This window comes from Mycobacterium sp. (assembly GCF_019243155.1).
Lineage (GTDB): Bacteria > Actinomycetota > Actinomycetes > Mycobacteriales > Mycobacteriaceae > Mycobacterium.
On record NZ_JAFAUS010000446.1, the window covers coordinates 1 to 18,992 of the forward strand.

General features: G+C 66.6%; 20 protein-coding genes and 2 pseudogenes. 16 read left to right on the top strand and 6 right to left on the bottom strand.

From position 1 onward, the window contains the following. Both JOZ00_RS22830 and JOZ00_RS22835 read left to right on the top strand, forming a co-directional pair. Positions 1 to 585 (top strand): hypothetical protein (locus JOZ00_RS22830; RefSeq protein WP_293348427.1); only part of this gene is annotated, 585 nt, incomplete at its 5' end. An 8-nt stretch (positions 586 to 593) separates the two neighbouring features. Beyond that, entirely contained in the window at positions 594 to 983 is a 390-nt protein-coding gene (locus JOZ00_RS22835) for a hypothetical protein (RefSeq protein ID WP_293348430.1), read from the top strand. 93 nt (positions 984 to 1,076) lie between these two features. On the opposite strand, the gene JOZ00_RS22840 is transcribed toward JOZ00_RS22835, so the two are convergent. After that, a complete protein-coding gene (locus JOZ00_RS22840; protein ID WP_293348433.1) occupies positions 1,077 to 2,528 on the bottom strand; it encodes a recombinase family protein in 1,452 nt (483 codons plus the stop codon). 41 nt (positions 2,529 to 2,569) lie between these two features. Between JOZ00_RS22840 and JOZ00_RS22845 the strand changes: the two are divergent. From JOZ00_RS22845 to JOZ00_RS22895, 11 genes and pseudogenes are all read left to right on the top strand, one after another. Next, positions 2,570 to 3,079 (top strand): annotated as a pseudogene (locus tag JOZ00_RS22845) (enoyl-CoA hydratase/isomerase family protein); the annotation flags it as partial. A gap of 35 nt (positions 3,080 to 3,114) precedes the next feature. Next, positions 3,115 to 3,432: a DUF3253 domain-containing protein gene (locus tag JOZ00_RS22850; protein WP_293348436.1), complete on the top strand. Its 318-nt coding sequence runs from the start codon at positions 3,115 to 3,117 to the stop codon at positions 3,430 to 3,432. A 68-nt stretch (positions 3,433 to 3,500) separates the two neighbouring features. Continuing rightward, positions 3,501 to 4,157, top strand: a complete 657-nt coding sequence (locus tag JOZ00_RS22855; RefSeq protein WP_293348439.1) for a cutinase family protein — start codon at positions 3,501 to 3,503, stop codon at positions 4,155 to 4,157. Positions 4,158 to 4,182: 25 nt separating this feature from the next. Then, on the top strand, positions 4,183 to 4,833 hold the full coding sequence (locus tag JOZ00_RS22860; protein ID WP_293348442.1) for a DUF1345 domain-containing protein: 651 nt from the start codon (positions 4,183 to 4,185) through the stop codon (positions 4,831 to 4,833). A gap of 38 nt (positions 4,834 to 4,871) precedes the next feature. Then, the gene (locus JOZ00_RS22865) at positions 4,872 to 5,420 is read left to right on the top strand and encodes a thioredoxin family protein (protein ID WP_293348445.1); all 549 of its coding nucleotides are present in this window, start codon (positions 4,872 to 4,874) and stop codon (positions 5,418 to 5,420) included. Between the two features lie 74 nt (positions 5,421 to 5,494). Further along, a pseudogene (locus tag JOZ00_RS22870) lies at positions 5,495 to 6,512 on the top strand (zinc-dependent alcohol dehydrogenase family protein). Positions 6,513 to 6,535: 23 nt separating this feature from the next. Beyond that, on the top strand, positions 6,536 to 6,790 hold the full coding sequence (locus tag JOZ00_RS22875) for a hypothetical protein (protein WP_293348448.1): 255 nt from the start codon (positions 6,536 to 6,538) through the stop codon (positions 6,788 to 6,790). A 192-nt stretch (positions 6,791 to 6,982) separates the two neighbouring features. Further along, positions 6,983 to 7,384 (top strand): hypothetical protein, encoded by a 402-nt coding sequence (locus tag JOZ00_RS22880; protein WP_293348451.1) that lies wholly within the window; start codon positions 6,983 to 6,985, stop codon positions 7,382 to 7,384. A 62-nt stretch (positions 7,385 to 7,446) separates the two neighbouring features. Next, entirely contained in the window at positions 7,447 to 7,662 is a 216-nt protein-coding gene (locus tag JOZ00_RS22885) for a ferredoxin (protein ID WP_293348454.1), read from the top strand. Then, positions 7,659 to 9,062: an FAD-dependent oxidoreductase gene (locus tag JOZ00_RS22890; RefSeq protein WP_293348457.1), complete on the top strand. Its 1,404-nt coding sequence runs from the start codon at positions 7,659 to 7,661 to the stop codon at positions 9,060 to 9,062. Before JOZ00_RS22885 ends, JOZ00_RS22890 begins: the two co-directional genes overlap by 4 nt. A gap of 24 nt (positions 9,063 to 9,086) precedes the next feature. Further along, positions 9,087 to 10,355 carry a cytochrome P450 gene (locus JOZ00_RS22895; RefSeq protein WP_293348460.1) on the top strand — a complete coding sequence of 423 codons (1,269 nt, stop codon included), beginning with the start codon at positions 9,087 to 9,089 and terminating at the stop codon, positions 10,353 to 10,355. Positions 10,356 to 10,360: 5 nt separating this feature from the next. Here JOZ00_RS22895 and JOZ00_RS22900 read toward each other — a convergent pair whose 3' ends face one another. The 4 genes from JOZ00_RS22900 to JOZ00_RS22915 form a co-directional block, all read right to left on the bottom strand. Next, positions 10,361 to 11,164, bottom strand: coding sequence for an MOSC N-terminal beta barrel domain-containing protein (locus JOZ00_RS22900; RefSeq protein ID WP_293348553.1), 804 nt, complete (start codon positions 11,162 to 11,164; stop codon positions 10,361 to 10,363). Positions 11,165 to 11,285: 121 nt separating this feature from the next. After that, positions 11,286 to 11,567, bottom strand: coding sequence for a DUF732 domain-containing protein (locus tag JOZ00_RS22905; RefSeq protein WP_293348463.1), 282 nt, complete (start codon positions 11,565 to 11,567; stop codon positions 11,286 to 11,288). Between the two features lie 196 nt (positions 11,568 to 11,763). Then, complete coding sequence (locus tag JOZ00_RS22910) at positions 11,764 to 12,513, bottom strand: C39 family peptidase (protein ID WP_366022393.1); 750 nt, start codon at positions 12,511 to 12,513, stop codon at positions 11,764 to 11,766. A 292-nt stretch (positions 12,514 to 12,805) separates the two neighbouring features. After that, on the bottom strand, positions 12,806 to 14,188 hold the full coding sequence (locus JOZ00_RS22915; protein WP_293348466.1) for a PPE domain-containing protein: 1,383 nt from the start codon (positions 14,186 to 14,188) through the stop codon (positions 12,806 to 12,808). 390 nt (positions 14,189 to 14,578) lie between these two features. Between JOZ00_RS22915 and JOZ00_RS22920 the strand changes: the two genes are divergently transcribed. The 3 genes from JOZ00_RS22920 (at position 14,579) to JOZ00_RS22930 (ending at position 17,441) form a co-directional block, all read left to right on the top strand. Next, a complete protein-coding gene (locus JOZ00_RS22920) occupies positions 14,579 to 15,760 on the top strand; it encodes a glycosyltransferase (RefSeq protein WP_293348469.1) in 1,182 nt (393 codons plus the stop codon). Positions 15,761 to 15,768: 8 nt separating this feature from the next. After that, positions 15,769 to 16,812 carry a class I SAM-dependent methyltransferase gene (locus JOZ00_RS22925; protein ID WP_293348472.1) on the top strand — a complete coding sequence of 348 codons (1,044 nt, stop codon included), beginning with the start codon at positions 15,769 to 15,771 and terminating at the stop codon, positions 16,810 to 16,812. A gap of 80 nt (positions 16,813 to 16,892) precedes the next feature. Further along, positions 16,893 to 17,441 carry a tat pathway signal sequence gene (locus tag JOZ00_RS22930; protein WP_293348518.1) on the top strand — a complete coding sequence of 183 codons (549 nt, stop codon included), beginning with the start codon at positions 16,893 to 16,895 and terminating at the stop codon, positions 17,439 to 17,441. Position 17,442: 1 nt separating this feature from the next. Here the strand turns inward: JOZ00_RS22930 and JOZ00_RS22935 are convergent, their stop codons facing one another. After that, positions 17,443 to 18,939: an FAD-dependent oxidoreductase gene (locus JOZ00_RS22935; protein WP_293348559.1), complete on the bottom strand. Its 1,497-nt coding sequence runs from the start codon at positions 18,937 to 18,939 to the stop codon at positions 17,443 to 17,445. Between the last annotated feature and the right edge of the window lie 53 nt (positions 18,940 to 18,992).

Genomic DNA, 18,992 nt, shown 5'->3' on the forward strand with positions numbered 1-18,992 from the left:
GCCACCGCGAGCCCCGGAGCGTGGGGCCTCAGCTTGGACCCGTTCAACTGGAAGGCCTCGAAGGACGCCGACGTGTTCGTAGAGGTCATAGTCGACCGTGCCGGCGGGTTGGTCACCGGGGTCTCCTACGGCGGCAAGCCGGTTCCCCAGACGGCGCTGGTCTACCCGAACAACGACCAGTCGAAGGGGAAGCTGTACCGCTTCCGTCTCCCGAAGGGGGGCACGGGAATCGAGCTGCCGGTGGTCATCAGCACCACGGGCTCAGCCTGGTACATGGCAACCGCCTACTCGGTCAAGGACGTTCACAAGGTCGGCCCGCTCCAGGTGGTCTACGGCAACTCGAAGGCTCCGTCTCAGCTGCCCACGTCGCCACCCGGATACGTCGTCATCCAGTCGTTCGCGGCGTCCAACGCCGCTGGGCCGGTCTACCAGCAGGTAAAGAGCGGCGGAGGGTCCCTGCGGTTCACGGGTCACCTGCCGAGCATCGACTTGATGATCAGCAGCGACAACGTCGGTGGAACCACGTTCGCTGCCACCGCAGGCAGCGCCAACAACTGGGTCGGTCTGGCCCAGGCAATCTCGTAAGGAAGCGAATGCCCAGATTTACCAAGGCAAATGAGAAGTTCCTCAGCACGGGACTCAACTGGGTTGCGGACACCATCCGGGCTGTCCTGGTCGACACCGACCAGTACACCGTGGATCTCGTGAATCACGAGTTCCTGTCCGACATCCCATCTGCCGCGCGCACGGCCACCACGGACGCGCTGACCGGCAAGGCGGTCACGGGCGGGAGCACGACCAGCGACCCGATCCGGTTCCCCGGGGTATCGGGCAACGAGTCGGAGGCCATCGTGTCCTTCAAGGACACCGGAGACCCGGCCACGTCCTCGTTGATCTCGTACCACACGGCGATCACCGGATTCCCGGTTACGCCCAACACGGGTGACATCAACATCAACATGACGAAGTGGTTCACCATCTGAGACGGTGCGGTAGCTCCGTCCAAGCGGCTCAGCTTCGCTGACCGCGCACACAAAGAAACCCCCTCCCCTAACCCGGGAGGGGGCTTTTTTGCGTTACGCCGGAACGGATTCGATGTCGGGGGCGTCGAGGTAGAAGTCGAGGTACCCCGGATGCTGGCGGCCGATCTTCCCCTTGACTGCGATCTTCGCGGTCACCCCGCGCTTCAGCAGGAGTTGCCGGCGCTCCTCGGTGTCGGCCTTATCCCACGCTTCGGCGTACGTCTCGGGCAATTCTCGCCACTCCCAGTGCGCTTCCGACGACGGAAGCTGCTCCAGGTCCGAAATGCGAGAATCCAACGCCGCCAGTTGATCCAGGAGCCGCTTTCTCATGGTGGTTGATGTGACGGTGCCCAAGAGCGGGGTTATCTCGTCTACGGCCCGTACAGCCTCATCCAGCTCGGTTTGGTGATCTTCCGCTGGGACATAGACCTTCTCGTGGATGAACGAGGCCCCGTACTTCTCCAGGAACACCTGCTCGACCAACTCCTCCAGCTCGTCGGCCTTGACGATGTTCGGGTCGTGCCCGCGGCGGCAGAGGTAGTAGCGGTAGGCCTTCCCGGTGACCTGACGGTGGTACAGGTTGGCCTCGCATAGGCCGCAGAGCGCCACACCGAGGAGTGGAGAGGTCCTCCGGGTCCGGTTGCTCGACAGGACCGAGCGGGACTCCAGCGCGGCCTGGAGGCGGTCGTACACGTCTTGTGAGACGAGGGCTCGGCCCTTGGCGATCGGCAGGCCTTCGTCGTCGCGGACCGTGACCCCGTTGTGGGTCGTGTAGCCGAGCAGCGACTTGGACCGGAGTATCCGACCGATGTTGTTCGCGGTCCAGCCGTACCCCGCGGGCTTGCGGCCCGAGCGGTAGCGGATGTAGTCGGCCGGCGTCAGTACGCCCTCCGCGGTGAGATCCCCCGCGATCGAGGTGAGCGACTGCCCGGCGAGGACCTGGTCGATAATCCGGAGCAGCACCATCGAGGACTGCTCGTCGGGGACCAGCTCCCACCCGGAGCCGTCCGTGCGCTCGACGGCTTGGTAGCCGTAGATCGGCTTGCCGCCCGTCCACCTCCCCAGCTCCCGCAGCTTCTTAGCCGACGCCCGGTTACGCTCCCGGATGGCCTCCAGCTCTCCCTCAGCGATGGTCGCGATGACGTACGCGATGAGCCGCCCCATCGGGGTGCTCAGGTCGATCGAGTCGGACGCACAGACGAGTGCCTTGTTGTTGTCCAGCAGCCAGCCGAACAGCTTGCCCATTGGCACGGCACGGCGCGAGATCCGGTCCAGCTTCCACGAGCAGATGATGTCCCATTCGTGCTTCCGGTCCTCGGTGAGCCACGGCCCCAGGGCCGGGGTGTCGAACGGGTCCACCGACCCCGACACGTCCAAGTCCTCTGCCCAGCCGACGATCTCGTGATCGTTCTGGTTGGCCCAGCCCTCGATGATCTCCCGCTGGCGCTCGACGCTGGTACTCTCTTCGGTGGCTCGCGAGAGCCGCACTCGCCCAAGAACTCGCATGTCAGGCACGGTATCACAGGTTTGAACAAAGCGGCGCAATCGAGAGCGGAATGGAGCTGTTCAAGCCCACCATCGCGGCGGTGCACGGGCCATGCATCGGCTATGGCGTGACCGGAGTTCTGTTCTGCGACTTCGTCATTGCCAGCACCGAGGCCACCTTCTGCTTCCCCGAGGTGTCGATCGGGGTCCCAACCATCGTCGGGGCCATCCGGCTCCCCCACCGCGTGGGCTGGGCCAACGCCATGGAGCTGCTGTTGACGGGCAAGCCGATGACCGCCGCGCGGGCCAAAGAGATCGGCCTGGTGTGGAAACTTGTCGAGCCCGGCGACCTGCAGGCCGAGGCGCGGGCGTGGGCCCGCACCCTCACCGAAGCCGCGCCGCTGGCCCAACGGGCGACCAAGGAGGTGGCATGGCGAACCGCGAACATGGGCTGGATCGAGTCGGTCCGGTTCGGTGAGACGATGCGCAAGGTGGCCGGTGCGACAGAGGACGTTGCCGAAGGAATTCAGGCCTGGGGCGAGAAACGCAAGCCCCAGTGGCGCGGCCGCTGACGGTGGGTCAACGATTGCGCGACGAACTTGTCCGAGTGCTCGACGGAGGTGGCATGGGCGCCGACCACGCCAAGTCAGCTCTCGGCGATGGGCCGATCAGGGAACGGCTGAAATCGTCGGTGCGGGCACTGGCCGACCACCGCGGAGCGACAAGCAGCATCTGCCCGTCGGATGCCGCACGGGCCGTCGGCGGGGAGAACTGGCGCGAGTTGATGGCAGACGTGCGGGAGGTCGCGCGCGAACTCGCGCGCGCCGGCGACGTGGAGATCACTCAGGGCGGCAAAGCCGTCGACCCGGATGGCGACTGGCGCGGCCCCATCCGCATCCGAACCACGCCGACTGAACACGGGTAAAGGCGGACGAAGCGGCCGGTGACCAGCCGCCGGTACGGTCCATGACGGCCGTGTGCCAGGATTCGGGGATGGTTGCACGTGGATTTGCTCGCATCGTCGGTGTTTCGGTCGTGGCTGGATGGGCGGCGCTGAGCGCACCCGTCGGCGTTCCTACCGCGTCTGCAGACCCCTGCTCGGACGTCGCGGTGGTGTTCGCGCGCGGCACCCACCAGGAGCCGGGGCTCGGCAATATCGGACAGGCTTTCGTCGACTCGCTCACGCAGCAACTCGGTGGCCGGTCCGTCGATGTCTACGCGGTCAACTACCCGGCCAACGACGACTACCACAACAGCGCGAATGCCGGTTCCAATGACGCGGCCACTCACATCCAGGACGTCGTGGCCAGCTGCCCGAACACGAAGATCGTGCTGGGCGGCTACTCCCAGGGCTCGACGGTGATCGATCTGGCCACGAATGCGATGCCAGCCTCGGTGGCGAACCATGTCGCCGCCGTCGCCCTCTTCGGTGAGCCCACCAGCGGTTTCTCCAGCATGCTGTGGGGCGGCCAGCCGTTGCCGGCGATCAACCCGGCCTACGGCGGCAAGCTGATCAGCCTGTGCGCTCAAGACGACCCGATCTGTTCGGGCGGCGGGAACATCATCGCGCACGTGTCCTACATCGAGGCCGGGATGACCAACCAGGCCGCGACATTCGCGGTCAACAAAATCGGGCCCGGGAATGCGTAACTCCCGCTGACACGTCCGGCCGCGGATGAGCCCCCTGGTCAAGTTGTTCCGTGACACCGTCGCGGTCCGGATATTCGTCGCCGTCGCGCTCGGAATCGTCGTCGCAATCGTGGTGGGAAAGGCGGTCGGTTGGCGATTCGCGATCGCCGGCTGGATCACCGCCGCCGGGGTGTATGTGGCGTGGACGCAGCTCATCTTGCGCGGCATGGATGCCGAACAGACCTGCAGGTGGGCGACCCGGGAGGACCCGACCCGCTGGGTCGCCGACGTGGTGATTCTGTCGGCGAGCGTGGCCAGCCTGGGCGGGGTCGGTTACGTGGTGGCGGCCGGTGCGCATTCCGGCGGCGGGGCGCTCGCGTCCGCCGTTCTGGGAATCCTGACCGTCGCCGCATCCTGGTTGGCCGTGCACACGCTCTACACGGTGCACTACGCGCGGCTGTACTACTCGGGTGAGCCGGGTGGGATCAACTTTCACGACCCGGAGCCGCCCCGGTTCCGGGATTTCGCCTACGTCGCTTTCACCGTCGGCATGACGTACCAGGTGTCGGACACCGAGATCGGGCTGACCTCGATCAGGGCGACCGTCCTGCGCCATGCGCTGGTGTCGTACCTGTTGGGTGCGGTGGTCCTGGCGGTCACGATCAACCTGGTCGCGGGCCTGGGCTCCAAGGTCTAGACCGGCCCGCCGGCGCCGTGCCGGTTACGCTGGCGGACATGGCCACTGAGTCCACCATGCTCGCCCTGGGCACCGTCGCGCCGGCGTTCACGCTGCCCGAGCCGGCCACCGGCGGCACGGTCGGCGCCGAGGACCTCACGGGTCCCGCGCTGGTCGTCACGTTCATCTGCAACCACTGCCCCTACGTGAAGCACGTCGCCGCCGGTCTCGCAGCGCTAGGTCGGGACCTTGCCGATCAGGGCGTCCCGATGGTCGGTATCTCCAGCAATGACGTCGCGACCTACCCGCAGGACGGGCCCGAGGAGATGGTGGCCGAGGCCCGCGACCACGGCTGGACGTTCCCGTACCTCTACGACGAGACCCAGGACGTCGCGCGGGCATACTCCGCGGCGTGCACCCCCGACACCTTCGTCTTCGACGGCGAACGTCGACTCGTCTACCGCGGCCAACTCGACGACTCGCGCCCCAAGAACGGACTGCCCGTCACCGCCGCCGACGTTCGCGCGGCCGTCGATGCGGTACTCGCCGGCCGGCCGGTCAACCCCGATCAGCGGGCGTCGATCGGCTGCGGCATCAAGTGGCGTTGAGGTCGCGCGACGCCCGCAGCGCCACGTAGTTCGTGAGCTTTGCGGTGCTCAAAATGATTGAAGGAGAAGGCTTTATGCGAGGAAGCGTCATCTACGGACCCGGTGACGTGCGGTCTGAAGACATTCCCGAGCCCGAGATCGTCGCTCCCACCGACGCGGTCGTCCGGATCTCCGCCACCTGCGTGTGCGGCTCGGACCTCTGGCAGTACCGCGGCCTCACCCCGGTGCCCGAGCCCACGCCGTTCGGCCACGAATACTGCGGCGTCGTCGAGGCCGTCGGCAGTGACGTCACCTCGGTCAAGCCGGGTCAGTTCGTGATCGGACCGTTCTTCGCCTCCGACAACACGTGCCCCAATTGCCGCAACGGAGTCCACACCTCCTGTCTGCACGGTCAGCTGATGAGCGGCTGCCAGGCGGAGTTCGTCCGTGTCCCGGTGGCGCAGGGCAGCCTCGTCGGCCTCCCCGACCAACCCGACGACGACCTCATTCCGGACTTGCTTACCCTCTCGGACGTGATGGGCACCGGCTGGTTCGCGGCCGAGGCCGCCCACGTCGTTCCGGGCATGACCGTCGCCGTCGTCGGTGACGGCGCGGTCGGGTTGTGCGCGGTGCTCGCCGCCCGCGAAAAGGGGGCCGAGCGGATCGTCGCGATGAGTCGCCACGAGCCCCGGCAGAAGCTGGCCCTCGAGTTCGGGGCCACCGACATCGTCACCGAGCGCGGCGACGACGGTGTCGCGGCCATCAAAAGACATGACCGACGGCATCGGTGCCGACGCGGTCCTGGAATGCGTGGGTACCGGACAGGCGATGCAACAGGCGATCGCTTCCGCCCGGCCGGGTGCGTTCGTCGGGTTCGTCGGTGTCCCCCACGACGTCGAGATCAACGGCGAGCAACTGTTCGCGAACCAGGTAGGGCTGCGCGGCGGCCCCGCTCCCGTTCGGCGCTTCCTGCCGGACCTGATCCAGTTGGTGCTCGACGGGCAGATCAATCCGGGCAAGGTATTCGACATGAGTCTGCCCCTCGAGCAGGTCGCCGAGGCGTACAAGGCCATGGATGAGCGTCGCGCGATCAAGGCGTTGCTGCAGCCCTGACCCCATCGACTACCGTCGACGGTATGTCCAAAGCCTCTGGTAACGACCTCATTGACGACGTAACCCCTGGCGACATGATCGCCGTCGACCGCGGCTCTGGTGAACAGCCCTACAAGGTCGTGTTCAAAGACTCCTCCGATACGGGATACCTCGTCACGTTCGAAGACGACGGCGGCGAGACCTTTCAGCTTGACCTCGCGGCCGGCACCACGGTGAAAAGGTCGCTCGAGTCCAAGTGGGAATCGGCGCAGAGCCCCACACCGAATTCACAAGCCTAGCTCGCCGTAACGCCGTAGCTCGAACCGCGGCGGCGCCCTCCCTGCGTGCCGTTTCGCCAGAGGTCTGAAGCGATCGCGATTGCTGGCCGAATCCATGGGTACATAAGGGGATCGGGCTGCTGAAGGCGTGACGGGCAGGCGGGCGTTCGGGAGAACGGTGACCCGCCGGCGGTAAAGGGGAGGACCGCTCCGGTGACAACAGACTGGGAAGTTCGGCGACTGCACATCAAGGAGCGAGTGGCCGCCACGGAGGAACGCCTCGCCCAATTGCGGCTTCGCCGATCACAACTTGCCGTCGGAGAGATCCCGTCGGCCAGGTTCAGGCAGCTGAAGCGCGCACATCAGCGCGTGCTCGAGGCCGTAGAGCACGCGGGCGCCGCGCGACTGGCGGCGGCCGGTCAGCTCGAACGATCTGCGAATGCCCACGATGCCGCCGCGCGCGCACACGACATCGCCGCGGACCGGGCCACCAACGATGTGGAGTCCATCGCCCACGTTCACATCGCCGAGGCGCATCGCGCTGCCGCTCGCAGTGACCGTAATCTCGCGCGCACACATCGGTACAAAGCCGGCGGCATCGACGACTCGCGGTAACGGGCCCAGCCGAAGTAGTCTCTCCGCGGGGGCTTTTAGCCGACAGGCGAAAGGGTCCGGGTATGCGGTTGGTGGTCGATCTCAACAAGTGCCAGGGCTACGCCCAGTGCGTTCCGCTGGCGCCCGAGGTGCTGCAGCTGGTCGGTGAGGAAGCGCTCGCCTACGACCCCAATCCCGACGAGTCCCAGCGCCGGCGCGTCCTACGGGCGGCGGCGTCCTGCCCGGTGCAGGCGATCATCCTGGAAGTCGACGCACCGGCGGACCGGGACACCAAGTGAGCGCGGTCTCGCTGGTCAGCGAGCTCGTCGAGGCGTTCAAGGCCGAGGGTCGGATTGTCATCGTGGGCGCCTCACTGGCCGGCCTGCGGGCAGCGGAAGCGCTGCGAGACAGAGGGTTTCGCGGCCCACTCACGATCATCGGTGACGAGCCGCACGAACCCTACGACCGGCCGCCGCTGTCCAAGCAGGTTTTGAAGGGCTGGGTTCCCGCAGAGCACACCAAGCTCCCCCGGCTGCGTGCCGTCGACGCGACGTGGCGGCTGGGCGTGGCGGCGACCGGCCTGGACCGCTCCAACCGCCAGGTGTTGCTCGCCAACGGCGATAAGGTCGACTACGACCGACTCCTGATCGCCACCGGCACCCGGGCCCGTCCATGGTTCAACCCGGAGGAGGCCGCACTCCAAGGGCTGTTCACCGTGCGCACGTGCGACGACGCCGCGGGATTGGCCGCCGCGCTCAAGGGGCGTCCACGCCGGGTGCTGATCGTCGGCTCGGGCTTTGTGGGCTCCGAAATCGCTTCGGTCTGCCGCGATCTGGATCTGCCGGTGACGGTCGCCGAGCGCGGCAAGGCGCCGCTGGTCGGCGCGCTGGGCGGGGTGATCGGTGACATCGCCGCACAGATGCAGATCGACGCCGGTGTCGACCTGCGCACCGGCGTAGCGGTGGAAGGCCTCGAGGGCGACGTCGCCGGCCACGTCCGGGCGGCCCGCCTGTCCGATGGGACCGTTCTCGATGTCGACGTCGTGGTGGCCTCGCTGGGCTCGGTCCGCAACGTCGAATGGCTCGACGGTGCGCAGCTGGCGAGCGGGTTCTGGGGGGTGGCCTGCGACGCCGGTTGCCGCGCTTTCGACATCAACGGAGTAGTGACCGACAACATCTTCGTCGCAGGCGACGTGGCACGTGCTCCGCACGTGCTCTACGAATACCAGTTCATGTCCCAAGAGCATTGGGACAACGCCGTTTCCGGGGCCGAGGTGGCGGCCAACAACATGATCAGCCTGGAGCTGGGACGCCGGCCGCACCTACCGCTGCCGTCCTTCTGGTCCGGGCAGTTCGGCGTGAACATCAAGAGCGTCGGGGTGTGCTCGTTCGGTGACGAGCTCGTGTTCACCCAGGGCTCGATCACCCAACGCCGCTTCGCAGCCGCCTATGGCCGCCGAGGCCGCATCGTCGGAGCAGTGACGTTCAACCACGGTAAGTGGCTGCCGTACTACGCCTCGCTGATAGAGCGGTCCGGGCCGTTCCCGCCGCCTCCGCCCGGCTACGACCGGCCGGCCGTCTTCGAGCCGATGCCCTCCCGTTTCCCCGACCCGCGCGAACCGACCGCCGTTCCGGACGTGGTGCTGACCGGACACGACCCGACGTCGCGTGGTGCCGAATTCCGGCCGCCCAGCCGCTGACGCCTATGACGTGAGGAGACGACGATGAACGCCGAAACCGCGTGGGCCGAGGCGATGAAGTTCGAGAACCGCCCAAATCCGTACCCCTACTTCAACGAGTTGCGCAGGACACCGGTCGCCAGGGTGGCCGACAAGACCTACGTCGTCACCGGATATCCCGAGTTGCTCGCCCTGTCTCACGATCCGCGGATCAGCTCCGACATCCGGCGCAGCCCAGCGGATTTCGGCGTCGATCGGCCGGAGCCCGAGCCCGGCGGCGAACACATGCAGGCCTACGGACGCGAGCCGAGCATCATCGTCACCGATCCGCCGGACCACGATCGGGCCCGGCGGCAGGTGATGCGCCACTTCGGGCCGCCGCACTCCCCTGGCCTGATCCCGAGCATGGAACCGCTCGTCGTGCGGCTGGCCAACGATCTACTGGACAAGCTCAGAAGCGACGGAAAGACCCGCTTCGACGTGGTTGAGGACTTCGCGTATCCGATACCCGTGGCTGTCATCTGCCGCATCCTCGGTGTGCCGGTCGAAGACGAGCAGGTGTTCCATGCCTGGATCTTCGACTTCATGAGGGGCACCGACCTGGGCCCGGAAGGCGCCACCGACGAGGGGCGGGCCCTGGCCGAGAAGGGCCGCGCCGGAACGTCGGCGCTGCTGGCTTATCTGGGCGACCTAGTGGAAAAGTATGCCAAGTCCCCGGGCGAAGGCGTTCTGTCAAAGCTGTTGCACGACAACGGGCCCGATGGTCCGATGCCGATAAGGGAGGCGGCGTCCAACGCGATGCTGCTGCTGATCGCCGGCCACGACTCGACGGTCAACACCATCACCAATTGCGTGATGGCGCTGCTGCGCAATCCCGGCTCTTTTGATCTGGTGCGCCGGCGCCCGGACCTGATCCCACGCACCATCGAAGAGGTCCAGCGACTGCAGTCGGCCGTGCAGTTCTTCCCCAGCCGTAGCGCCACGGCCGATGTCGAGATCGGCGGCACCGTCATCCCGGCGGGGTCGGCCGTCTACCTGATCTACGCGGCGGCGAACCGGGATCCGCGGCGATTCGAAAACCCGGATCGGTTCGATCCGCTGCGCGAAAACAATGAGCACTTCGGTTGGGGCAGCGGCATCCACACGTGTATGGGTGGTCCGCTGGCCCGTCTCGAAGTCAACCTGGCGCTGGAGACGTTCTTGCGGCGCGTCGAATCCCCGGAATTGGTGGTCGATCCGCCGCCCTATCGGCACAGCCAAATCTTTCGCGGGCCGCGACATCTCTGGGTTGATTGCGCCGCGATCGTCGACTGATCGGTCTACAGCCCGAGGGTGACGTGATCGCCGACGCGGACGATGCCCGGCACCGTCACCGCACAGTACGCTCCCGCGCAGGGTTGGGCTCCGTGACCGCCTGTGTTCCAACGGTTCTCGGCCGCAGGCGTGCGGAGGGCCTGCGGGGCGCGTGGCAGCGGGCCGTGCTCGAGCGTAGGCACCACACAGCGCGACGTCGCCGTCAGCACGCGCAGCCGCACCTCGCCGACGGCGACACCGTTGCCGACCCAGTCGTTTTCGGCATACGGCGGGTATCCCGGTGGAGTCGCGATCACCACATTCGGCCGGTAGCGCAGCGCTTCCACGCCGATGTGGTCCAGCGTGGCCGTCGTGATCGCGTGCAGCGGAGCCTCGTCGGTGAACGACTCACCCGGCGTGGCCTGCGCGATCTCCAAGATGCGGCCGCCGACCTCGGCGTCCAGACCGAGATCGAGCAATTGCTCGGGGTCCGGCCGTTCCAGCGTCGCGCCGTCCGGGCGCTTGCTGACAAGTCGTACCGATCGCCCCACGAACTGCGAGAGCAGATCGTCGACGCCGGGCTCATCGGCGGCCACGCTCGTCCCGCCGGGAAGCGCGATGATCACCCGTCCGGCGTCCACGTTGCCGGTGCACTTCAACAGGCTCCGCCACAGCCGCGGATTCTTGGCGCTGGCCACATGCCCGGTCACGGCGTCGACCAGCGCCAGCCGGCGGTCGCCGTCGGCACCGCGCTCGTCGACGAACATCGCGTCCACGGTTTCGCCGAGCATTGACTTCACCGGGTAGCGCAGCAGACTCTCGACCCGCATCGGCACCACAGCGAGGCCGTCAACGGCCACGGGCTCCTGCACTGGGCAACCCCCTCACGGCGTTCCTGCACTCACTGTGCCGGAATCCGTGGGGGGCTGCCAGGCAGCGGAGTCGTGCGGACTAGTCGGAGCAGTAGGTCGATTCCGCGGCGCTGACCATCGATGTCACGTCCGCGAACGTGATTCCCTTCGGGCCCAGCGTGGAGTGGATGTCCTGGGCGATCGCGTCCGGTGTCTTGCCGGCATTGCGGTCCGTGCAGATCTGGTGGCCCATCGAGACTATTGCGGAGTCGTCGCCCGCCGGCCAGGTGAAGCCGAGGCTGTGCATCTTGCCGACGAATGTGTCGTCCGTGGCGTCGGCCGAGGCGATCGCGGTGCTTACGGCGAGGGCAGTACCAACCATCACGGGAATTGTCAATTTGGCCAGCCAATGCGCGGAAAACATATTTTTGTGCCCTTCTTTTTCTGGTCGATGGTGCGGTCAGTATATGGGTGGGTGACGACCGCGAATATTAAACAAGAAAACTGCTATTGGTCCCAGAACGCTAATCGGTTGCCTAATTTCTACCGATTCCGGTCAACAAGTGATGACATCAGCCTCAGCCGGCGGGCGTGGTAACGACGAGCGATTCCTCGCCGGTTTGCCAGGCCGACATAAAGGTAGGGATGCCGACCTGTTCGTCGGCGTGATCGGCGCCGGGGTCGTTGAGATGAATGATCCCTTTGTTCGCGTCGACGCCCGTGACGACGAGGAAGTGATCGGCCTTCGTCCGTTGGTCGCTGGTATCCCAGATCAGCGCGGAATTGACCCACGCGATGGCCTTGCGGCCCGTCGCCAGGTACCGCTCCAACGCCGGCAGGCCGGTCTCCTCCGGGTGAGCGGCGGACGTCATGCGCGATTTGATGCCGTAGTGGTCGAGCAGCACGACCTCGTCTGCCATTTCGATGCCACCGTTGCCGCCGGCGTGGCTCGGGTCGTTCCTCGGCGCATAGATGGGGCCGGGGTTGGTCTGGGACAAGGTCGCTTCGGCCACCTCGATCACCTGCTGCTCCGTCGGCTCGTGGCCGGTGATTTCACCGACCACGTCGGCCACCGACACCAGCCCGCAGTTGTCCTCGAGCGACTGCTGCTCCCAGTATCTGGCGGCCGAGTCGGGGTTGCCGTAAACGCCGGCGGACTGCGATGCGGCCGCATTGCCGTGGTTCGCGGGGGCGCTGGACGTCGCAGTAGCTCCCGGCGAGGTTGGCGATGCGGCACCACACGCCGAAATGAGTGAAATACAGGTCATTGCGCCGCACGCGCCCACCGCTGCGGCGCGGGCCGCGGATGCGATCCGGGAAGTGAACATGAGGGCCGGTGACGTCCCGTCGACGAATCAAATTGCGTGCAAACGCTAGCACCCCGGCAGGCTGATATAGCCAAATTGTCTGTAAATCTTAGACTTGCCACGATCGGCTCAGAGGCCGTAAACGGCGTAGGCCCTCATGGCTCGAGTTCGCTCCGCCCGTCGAATGGCGCAATCGCAAATGGCGGAGAGCCGCCCCACTTGCCCATTCCCGTTATATGAAAACAATTGCTAATGGCATCTGATGATATTGGATGCTGTTGCCTACCGGGCGCACGCGTGACCGTTCGGAGGATCAGTGTGGAAGCAGGCGCTGCTTTTGCTCGTTGAATTCCGCTTCGGTGAGGATTCCGGCGTCACGCAACGACGCAAGTTCGCGTAGCTCGGCGGCGATGCTCGTGATCGGTCCGCCGGGCAATACTTGCGGCGGCGCCGCCAGATCCTGGCTCGGCTTTTCCGTCGATTTGGCTTTCGGATTTTCCGCTGTCGCCCGGACCCGTTCCGCACGGCCCGCTCCCCCGGTTCCGCCCATCGCGCGTCCGGCCATGCCCGCCGCCGCCATCTCACCGAACAGGTTGCCGCCGGTACCCGAAGTGGCTTGCGCCGCTTGCGCGGCCGCGCCGACGGACGTGGCCGGCAACGCCAGGGCGGCCGGGCGTATTGCAGGCGCCGCCGCGGCCCAGCCCGGCGGCACCGACAGGCCTCCGACCGTGTTCGCCTGGCCCAGCCCGGCCGTCATTGCCGAGCCGCCGACCGACCCGCCCCCCAGGTTGGTAATCACCGGGAACGGCGTGGGGGGCACCGGTGCGTACCCCGGCCACGACTGGACCCCGGCCCAGCCGCTGACGATGTCGTCCGTGTGGAAACCGGTCAGGGCGCCGACAACGTCGAAGGGCAGAGAGATCAATGTCCCGGGTGAGTCGATGCCCAGCCCGGCAACGCTGGCCGGCGCGTCGAGGAACACCGCGATCAGATCGCTTAACAGATCCAGTCCGGTGGGCGGATCCGCCGCCGCAGCAGCAGGGGAAGCGAAGCTGTTCAGCGTGTTGGGTACCGAGGCGAACGCCTGTTGCGTCGACGAGACGACGTTCTGTGTGTTGCCCGCGGCGGTGCCGGTTGCCTGGGACACCGCTGCGGGCTGATCGGCCCCCGAATTTGAGTTCGGCTGTGGTGGGGTGAACGGCGTGAGCGTCGTCGCCGACGCCGCCGAACCCGCGTAGCCGTACATCGCCGCGGCGTCCTGCGCCCACATTTCGGCGTACTGCGTCTCGGTGGTCGCAATTGCGGGCGTGTTCTGCCCGAAGATGTTGGTCGCGACCAAAGTCGCGAGCAGGCTTCGGTTGGCCGCGATCACCGGCGGCGGCACCGTCGCCGCGAACGCCGTCTCATAGGCGGCGGCCGCGACTTTTGCCTGGTTGGCGGCCTGCTCGGCGAGCCCGGCGGTGGTTCTCATCCACGCGACATAGGGCGCGGCCGCGGCGGACATGGACTCGGCGGCGGGGCCAACCCAGGGCCCACCGGTCAGGCTCGTGATCTCCGATTGGTACGCGCTGGCCGCCGCGTGCAGCGAGGCCGCCAGCTGGTCCCAGGCCGCCGCCGCGGCCAGCATCGGACCCGAGCCGGGGCCGACGTAAATCCGACCGGAATTAACTTCTGGAGGCAGCGCGGCGAAATCCACGTCGTGTCCTCCTGTCGGGTCTATGGCTGGCGAGCTGTCGGCGGTTGGGGTGATGGCCGTACAGAGTAGCCAAATAATTAGCAAACAAATCGCAAACTTCTTGTACTACAAGTACAGCGTCGGCAGGTGGCCGGATCACTCCCCCCGGGCTGCGCGGCACTGGCCTAGCCGCTCGCGGGTATGGCCCGTGACGTGGCATACAGCGAAGTTGAGTGCGGCTTATGACCGGTAATTTACTCGCGTAGAGCACAGGAATCCGCCAATGGCACGGCGGTTCCCCGCTTCCAGAGGCGAATTCGCCGCCCCCGCGGGCGGCCCGGATGCGGCCCAATCTGTTTGGATCTGTAGCAACACCGCGGGTAGGTCCTATATGAAAGAGTCTTGTCCTAGATGAAATTTGTGCTGGCAGGTTATGGAAGCCGGGGCGACGTCGAGCCCTGCGCAGCCGTCGGGCGGGAGCTGTCGAGTCGAGGTCACGACGTCCTGATGGCGGTCCCGCCCGACCAGCGTGCCTTCGTCGAGGCGGCCGGGCTTGCGACCGTCACCTACGGGCGGGACACGCGTGAGCAGATCGACGAGGCCACCGCGTTCGTCAACAGCGGCGAAAGCGCATTCGCCGTGTTCCCTCAACTCGTGGAGAGGGTCACCGAAGTGTGGGCGGAGAAGAGTGCGGCCTTAGCCCCGCTCGCCGACGGCGCCGACCTGCTGGTGGCCGGGATGAACGAGCAGCGGCTCGTCGCGAACCTCGCCGAGCGCCACGACATCCCGCTGGCCGCGCTGCACTTCTTCCCCGCGCAGGCCATGGAACTCGGCGGCCTGCAACAGCAGATCACGAACGCCGCCGCGGGTGCACAACGCGTCGCACTGGGCTTGCCTGAAGAAACCGGCCCGTCGACGCAACACCCGCTGGAGATACAGGCCTATGAAGATTTCTGCGTTCCGGGCCTTGCCGCCGAATGGGCGAAATCGGATCTGCGGCGGCCCTTCGTCGGCTCGCTGACGCTGGCGATGCCGACCGGAATCGACGACGAGGTGCTGTCGTGGATCGCCGAAGGAACGCCGCCCATCTATTTCGGCTTCGGCAGCACGCCGGTCACGTCCCCGTCCGAGACGGTCGCCGTGATCAGCGCGGCCTGCGCCAGAGTGGGCGAGCGGGCGTTGATCTGCAGCGGCCCCAACGATTTCACCGAGCTGCCCCAATCCGAGGACATCAAGATTGTGGATGCGGTCAACCACGCCGCCGTGTTTCCGGCTTGCCGAGCGCTCGTCCACCATGGCGGGGCCGGTACCACGGCCGCGGGCATGCGCGCCGGGGTCCCCACGCTGGTCCTGTGGATCTGGCTAGATCAACCGATCTGGGCTGCCGCTGTGGACCAGATGGGAGCCGGCTTCAGCAGGGCGTTCGGGGAATCGACGCTCGACTCTCTGGTCGCAGACCTGCGTTCCGTCCTCGCCGAGGACTACCTCACCCGGGCCCAGGCGGTCGCCACGCAGATGACCAAGCCCGCCGAAAGCCTCGCCAAGGCCGCCGATCTCTTAGAAGACGCGGCCCGCGCCGGACGTTCGGGCTGAGGTTCGGAGTGCAAGATCAGCCGTCGGGATCCGTCGACCCGTCGATCCTGCGCGAGGCGCTCATCCGGCGGTTGTATCGCCGTTCGGTGGCGGAGGGCGAAATCAGACTTCCCGCCGTTCCGAGCTTGATCGACGAGTACGTCCTGTTGTGCGCCAACATCTGCGCCACCCTGAACGTTTGGCACACCCCCGAACAGTCCGCTCAGCTCAGAATGGCGCTGCAAGCCGAGTTGGCGAAGGCGTTCAAGGCCTCGTCCCGGTCGGACGTGCTCATCTCCTTCAGCGCGCCCTTCGGGAAGGGCGTGAACTTTCGTGTCAGGGCCGATTGGCGGACGATCGAGGCCGACTACGACCAGTGGGTTGCCGCCCGCCCGGCACCGCTGTTCGGCACCGAGGCGGACGCGCGGGTGGTGGCGTTGGCCGCCCAGGCGGACGATCCCGCCACCTATCGGATTCTGGATGTCGGCGCGGGGACGGGGCGCAACGCGCTGGCCCTGGCCCGCCGCGGCCACCCGGTGGACGCCGTCGAGATCGCGCCGAAGTTCGCCGAGGTAATCCGGGCCGATGCCGAACGCGAGTCGTTGGCCGTGCGCGTCATCCAGAGCGACGTCTTCACTGCTATGGAGGGTGTCAGCGACGCGTACCAGTTGATGGTGCTCGCCGAGGTGGTGTCCGACTTCCGCACCACCCAGGAGCTGCGTGGCTTGTTCGAGCTCGCCTCCCATTGTGTGGCTCCCGGTGGGCATCTTGTGTTCAACACCTTCCTGCCCCGGCAGGGCCACGTGCTCGACACCGCCACGGTGGAATTCGGCCAGCAGTCCAACAACATGGTTTTCACCCGCGACGAGGTGACCACCGCGGCGGCCGGATTGCCACTCGAGTTGGTTGCCGACGACCCCGCGAACGAGTACGAGAAAGCGCACCTACCCGAGGGCGCGTGGCCGCCCACCGGCTGGTTCGAGGGTTGGGCCAACGGCCTCGATATCTTCGATGTCGAGCCTGACGACTCCCCGATCGAATTGCACTGGCTGGTGTTCCAGAGGTCGGTCTGAGCCATTCGTTTGCGGTGCTGTGTGGCCGCCCCGCGGAAGTTTCAATATCGTTGGGTCGGGCGACGATTGGGAGATGTCTGATGGGCGATATGGAATCGAATCGACGATCGCTGCTCATGGCGGCGCCGCTGTTGCTGGCGGCCCTGGGTGCCGGCGATAAGGCAGGCCACATCGGAGACATCAGGCTGGCTCCGCCTCCCGAAAGCGGCCCGGACCCGGCGCAAACGTTCGTGCAACCATTCGATCAGATCGGCTTCCAGCCGTGGGGCAACCTGCCGCCGCGCAGCGGCGAGATGGCCAAACTATATGGCGATTTCGACAAGCCCGGGCCCTACCTGGTGATGATGAGATGGAATCCGGGTTGGTTCAGCGCGCCGCACACCTATGCGACCGACCGGATTCAGGTCGTGGTGTTCGGAACCTGGTTTGTCAACAGCGGCAACGACTTTCAGCCGCAAGACGCGCTTCCCGTCGGCCCGGGCGGATTCGTCAAGCGAACCGCGCGCACCCCGCATTACGACGGCGTCCCGGCGAACCAGGCCGACCCGGCGGTGATCGCGGTGTTCGGCGAGGGTCCCGTCGACCAGAAGCTGATCGATCCCGGGCAGCCGTCGTGGCGCCAGGTGTGACTCAGCGCGACCGCGTCAGGTCGCGAGTGGCCGGTCCCTCCAGCAGGGTTCCGTCGGGTGCGAATCGCGATCCGTGCAGTGGGCACTCCCAGGCTTGATCGGCGTCGTTCCAGTTCACGATCCCGCCAAGGTGCGGGCATACCGGCGATACCTGGTGCTCCGTGCCGTCGATCCGGCAGCGGGCCTCGAGATGCCACGGGGGGCCACTCACCACGCCGCCCTCGCCATCGACCGGGCTGCGACGGCCGATGCGTGTCAAGGGGGTGATCCAGCCCTTGGTGAGGTCGAATCCCACCTCGAGGTTCGCCTGCAGGAAAGTTGGCAGCCCCGACAATTCGTGGGGACTCCAGCTGGCGAACGCTGTGGACCAATCCATCCGCCCGCCCAGGATGCGGCTGGACAGCGCCAGCGCTGCGGCGGCGCCGTTGGTCATTCCCCATTTGTTGAAACCCGTTGCAACATAGATGCGTTCGGTATTCGGAAGAATCGGTCCGACGTACGGTAAGTGGTCGATGGGCGTGTAGTCCTGGGCCGACCAGAAGTGAGTCTGCACCGCGCCCGGAAAGTATTCGCGTGCCCACGACGACAGCTCCTGCAGCGCCGCTGTCGGGCTCTTCTTGCGACCCACCGTATGTCCGGCACCGCCCACGATCAGGCGCTCGCCGTCCGCGACGGGCGCGTAGCGCACCGAGCGCGTCGGGGAGTCGGTGGAGATCATCATCGGCCGAGTGACCGTGCCGGGAACTTTGAACGCGAGGCAGTACGACCGGCTTGGCTTCACGCGAGCGAAATAACCGCCGCGATCCAGGATGGGGATGCCGGTGGCGAGAACGAGCTGACCGGCTTCGAGCTCGACGTCCTGCTGCGTGGCGTCGTTGACGTGTACCCGCACACCCTTCCCGCCGACAGACACGCGCCGAACCCGAGTGTGCTCGACCAGCCGTCCACCGCGGTTGAGCAACTCGGTAGCCAGCGAGTCGAGAAACGGCATGGGATCGAACTGCGCCTGGTTGGGCAGCCGCACTCCGCCGTGGTACGGAAACGGGACGCCGGCGTCGTCGTCCCATTCGGCGGGCAGACCAACCGCGCGGCAGGCTTTCAGTTCGAGACGCGCGGACGGCACTCCCTTCGCGGATTGGGCGTAGGTGTACGCGTCCTCGCGCTGCACCGGGATGTCGTGCGACTCGCAGTGGCCCAGCACCCAGTCCTGGCCCTCCCGGTTGCCGTCGACGTAAGCGCGGGCCAGATCCTTGCCGTGCCTTGGCAGAATCTTCGAGAGATGGCTGCCCTGCAGCAGGCTGATCTTGGCGGTGGTATTTCCGGTAGCGCAGGCTCCGACCGTGCGGGCCTCCAGCAGCAATACGTCTTTGCCGGCGCGTGCCAGCAGGCCCGCGGTCATCAGTCCGGTAATACCGGCGCCGACGACGATCACGTCGGCGGAACGGGGTCCATCGTCAAGGCGCCCTGCGGCCCACGGTTGCTCGTCTCGGTCGGCCATCCACAAAGAAGTCACGGCCTGCTGATACCCGGAGTGGGCACCGGAAAACAACG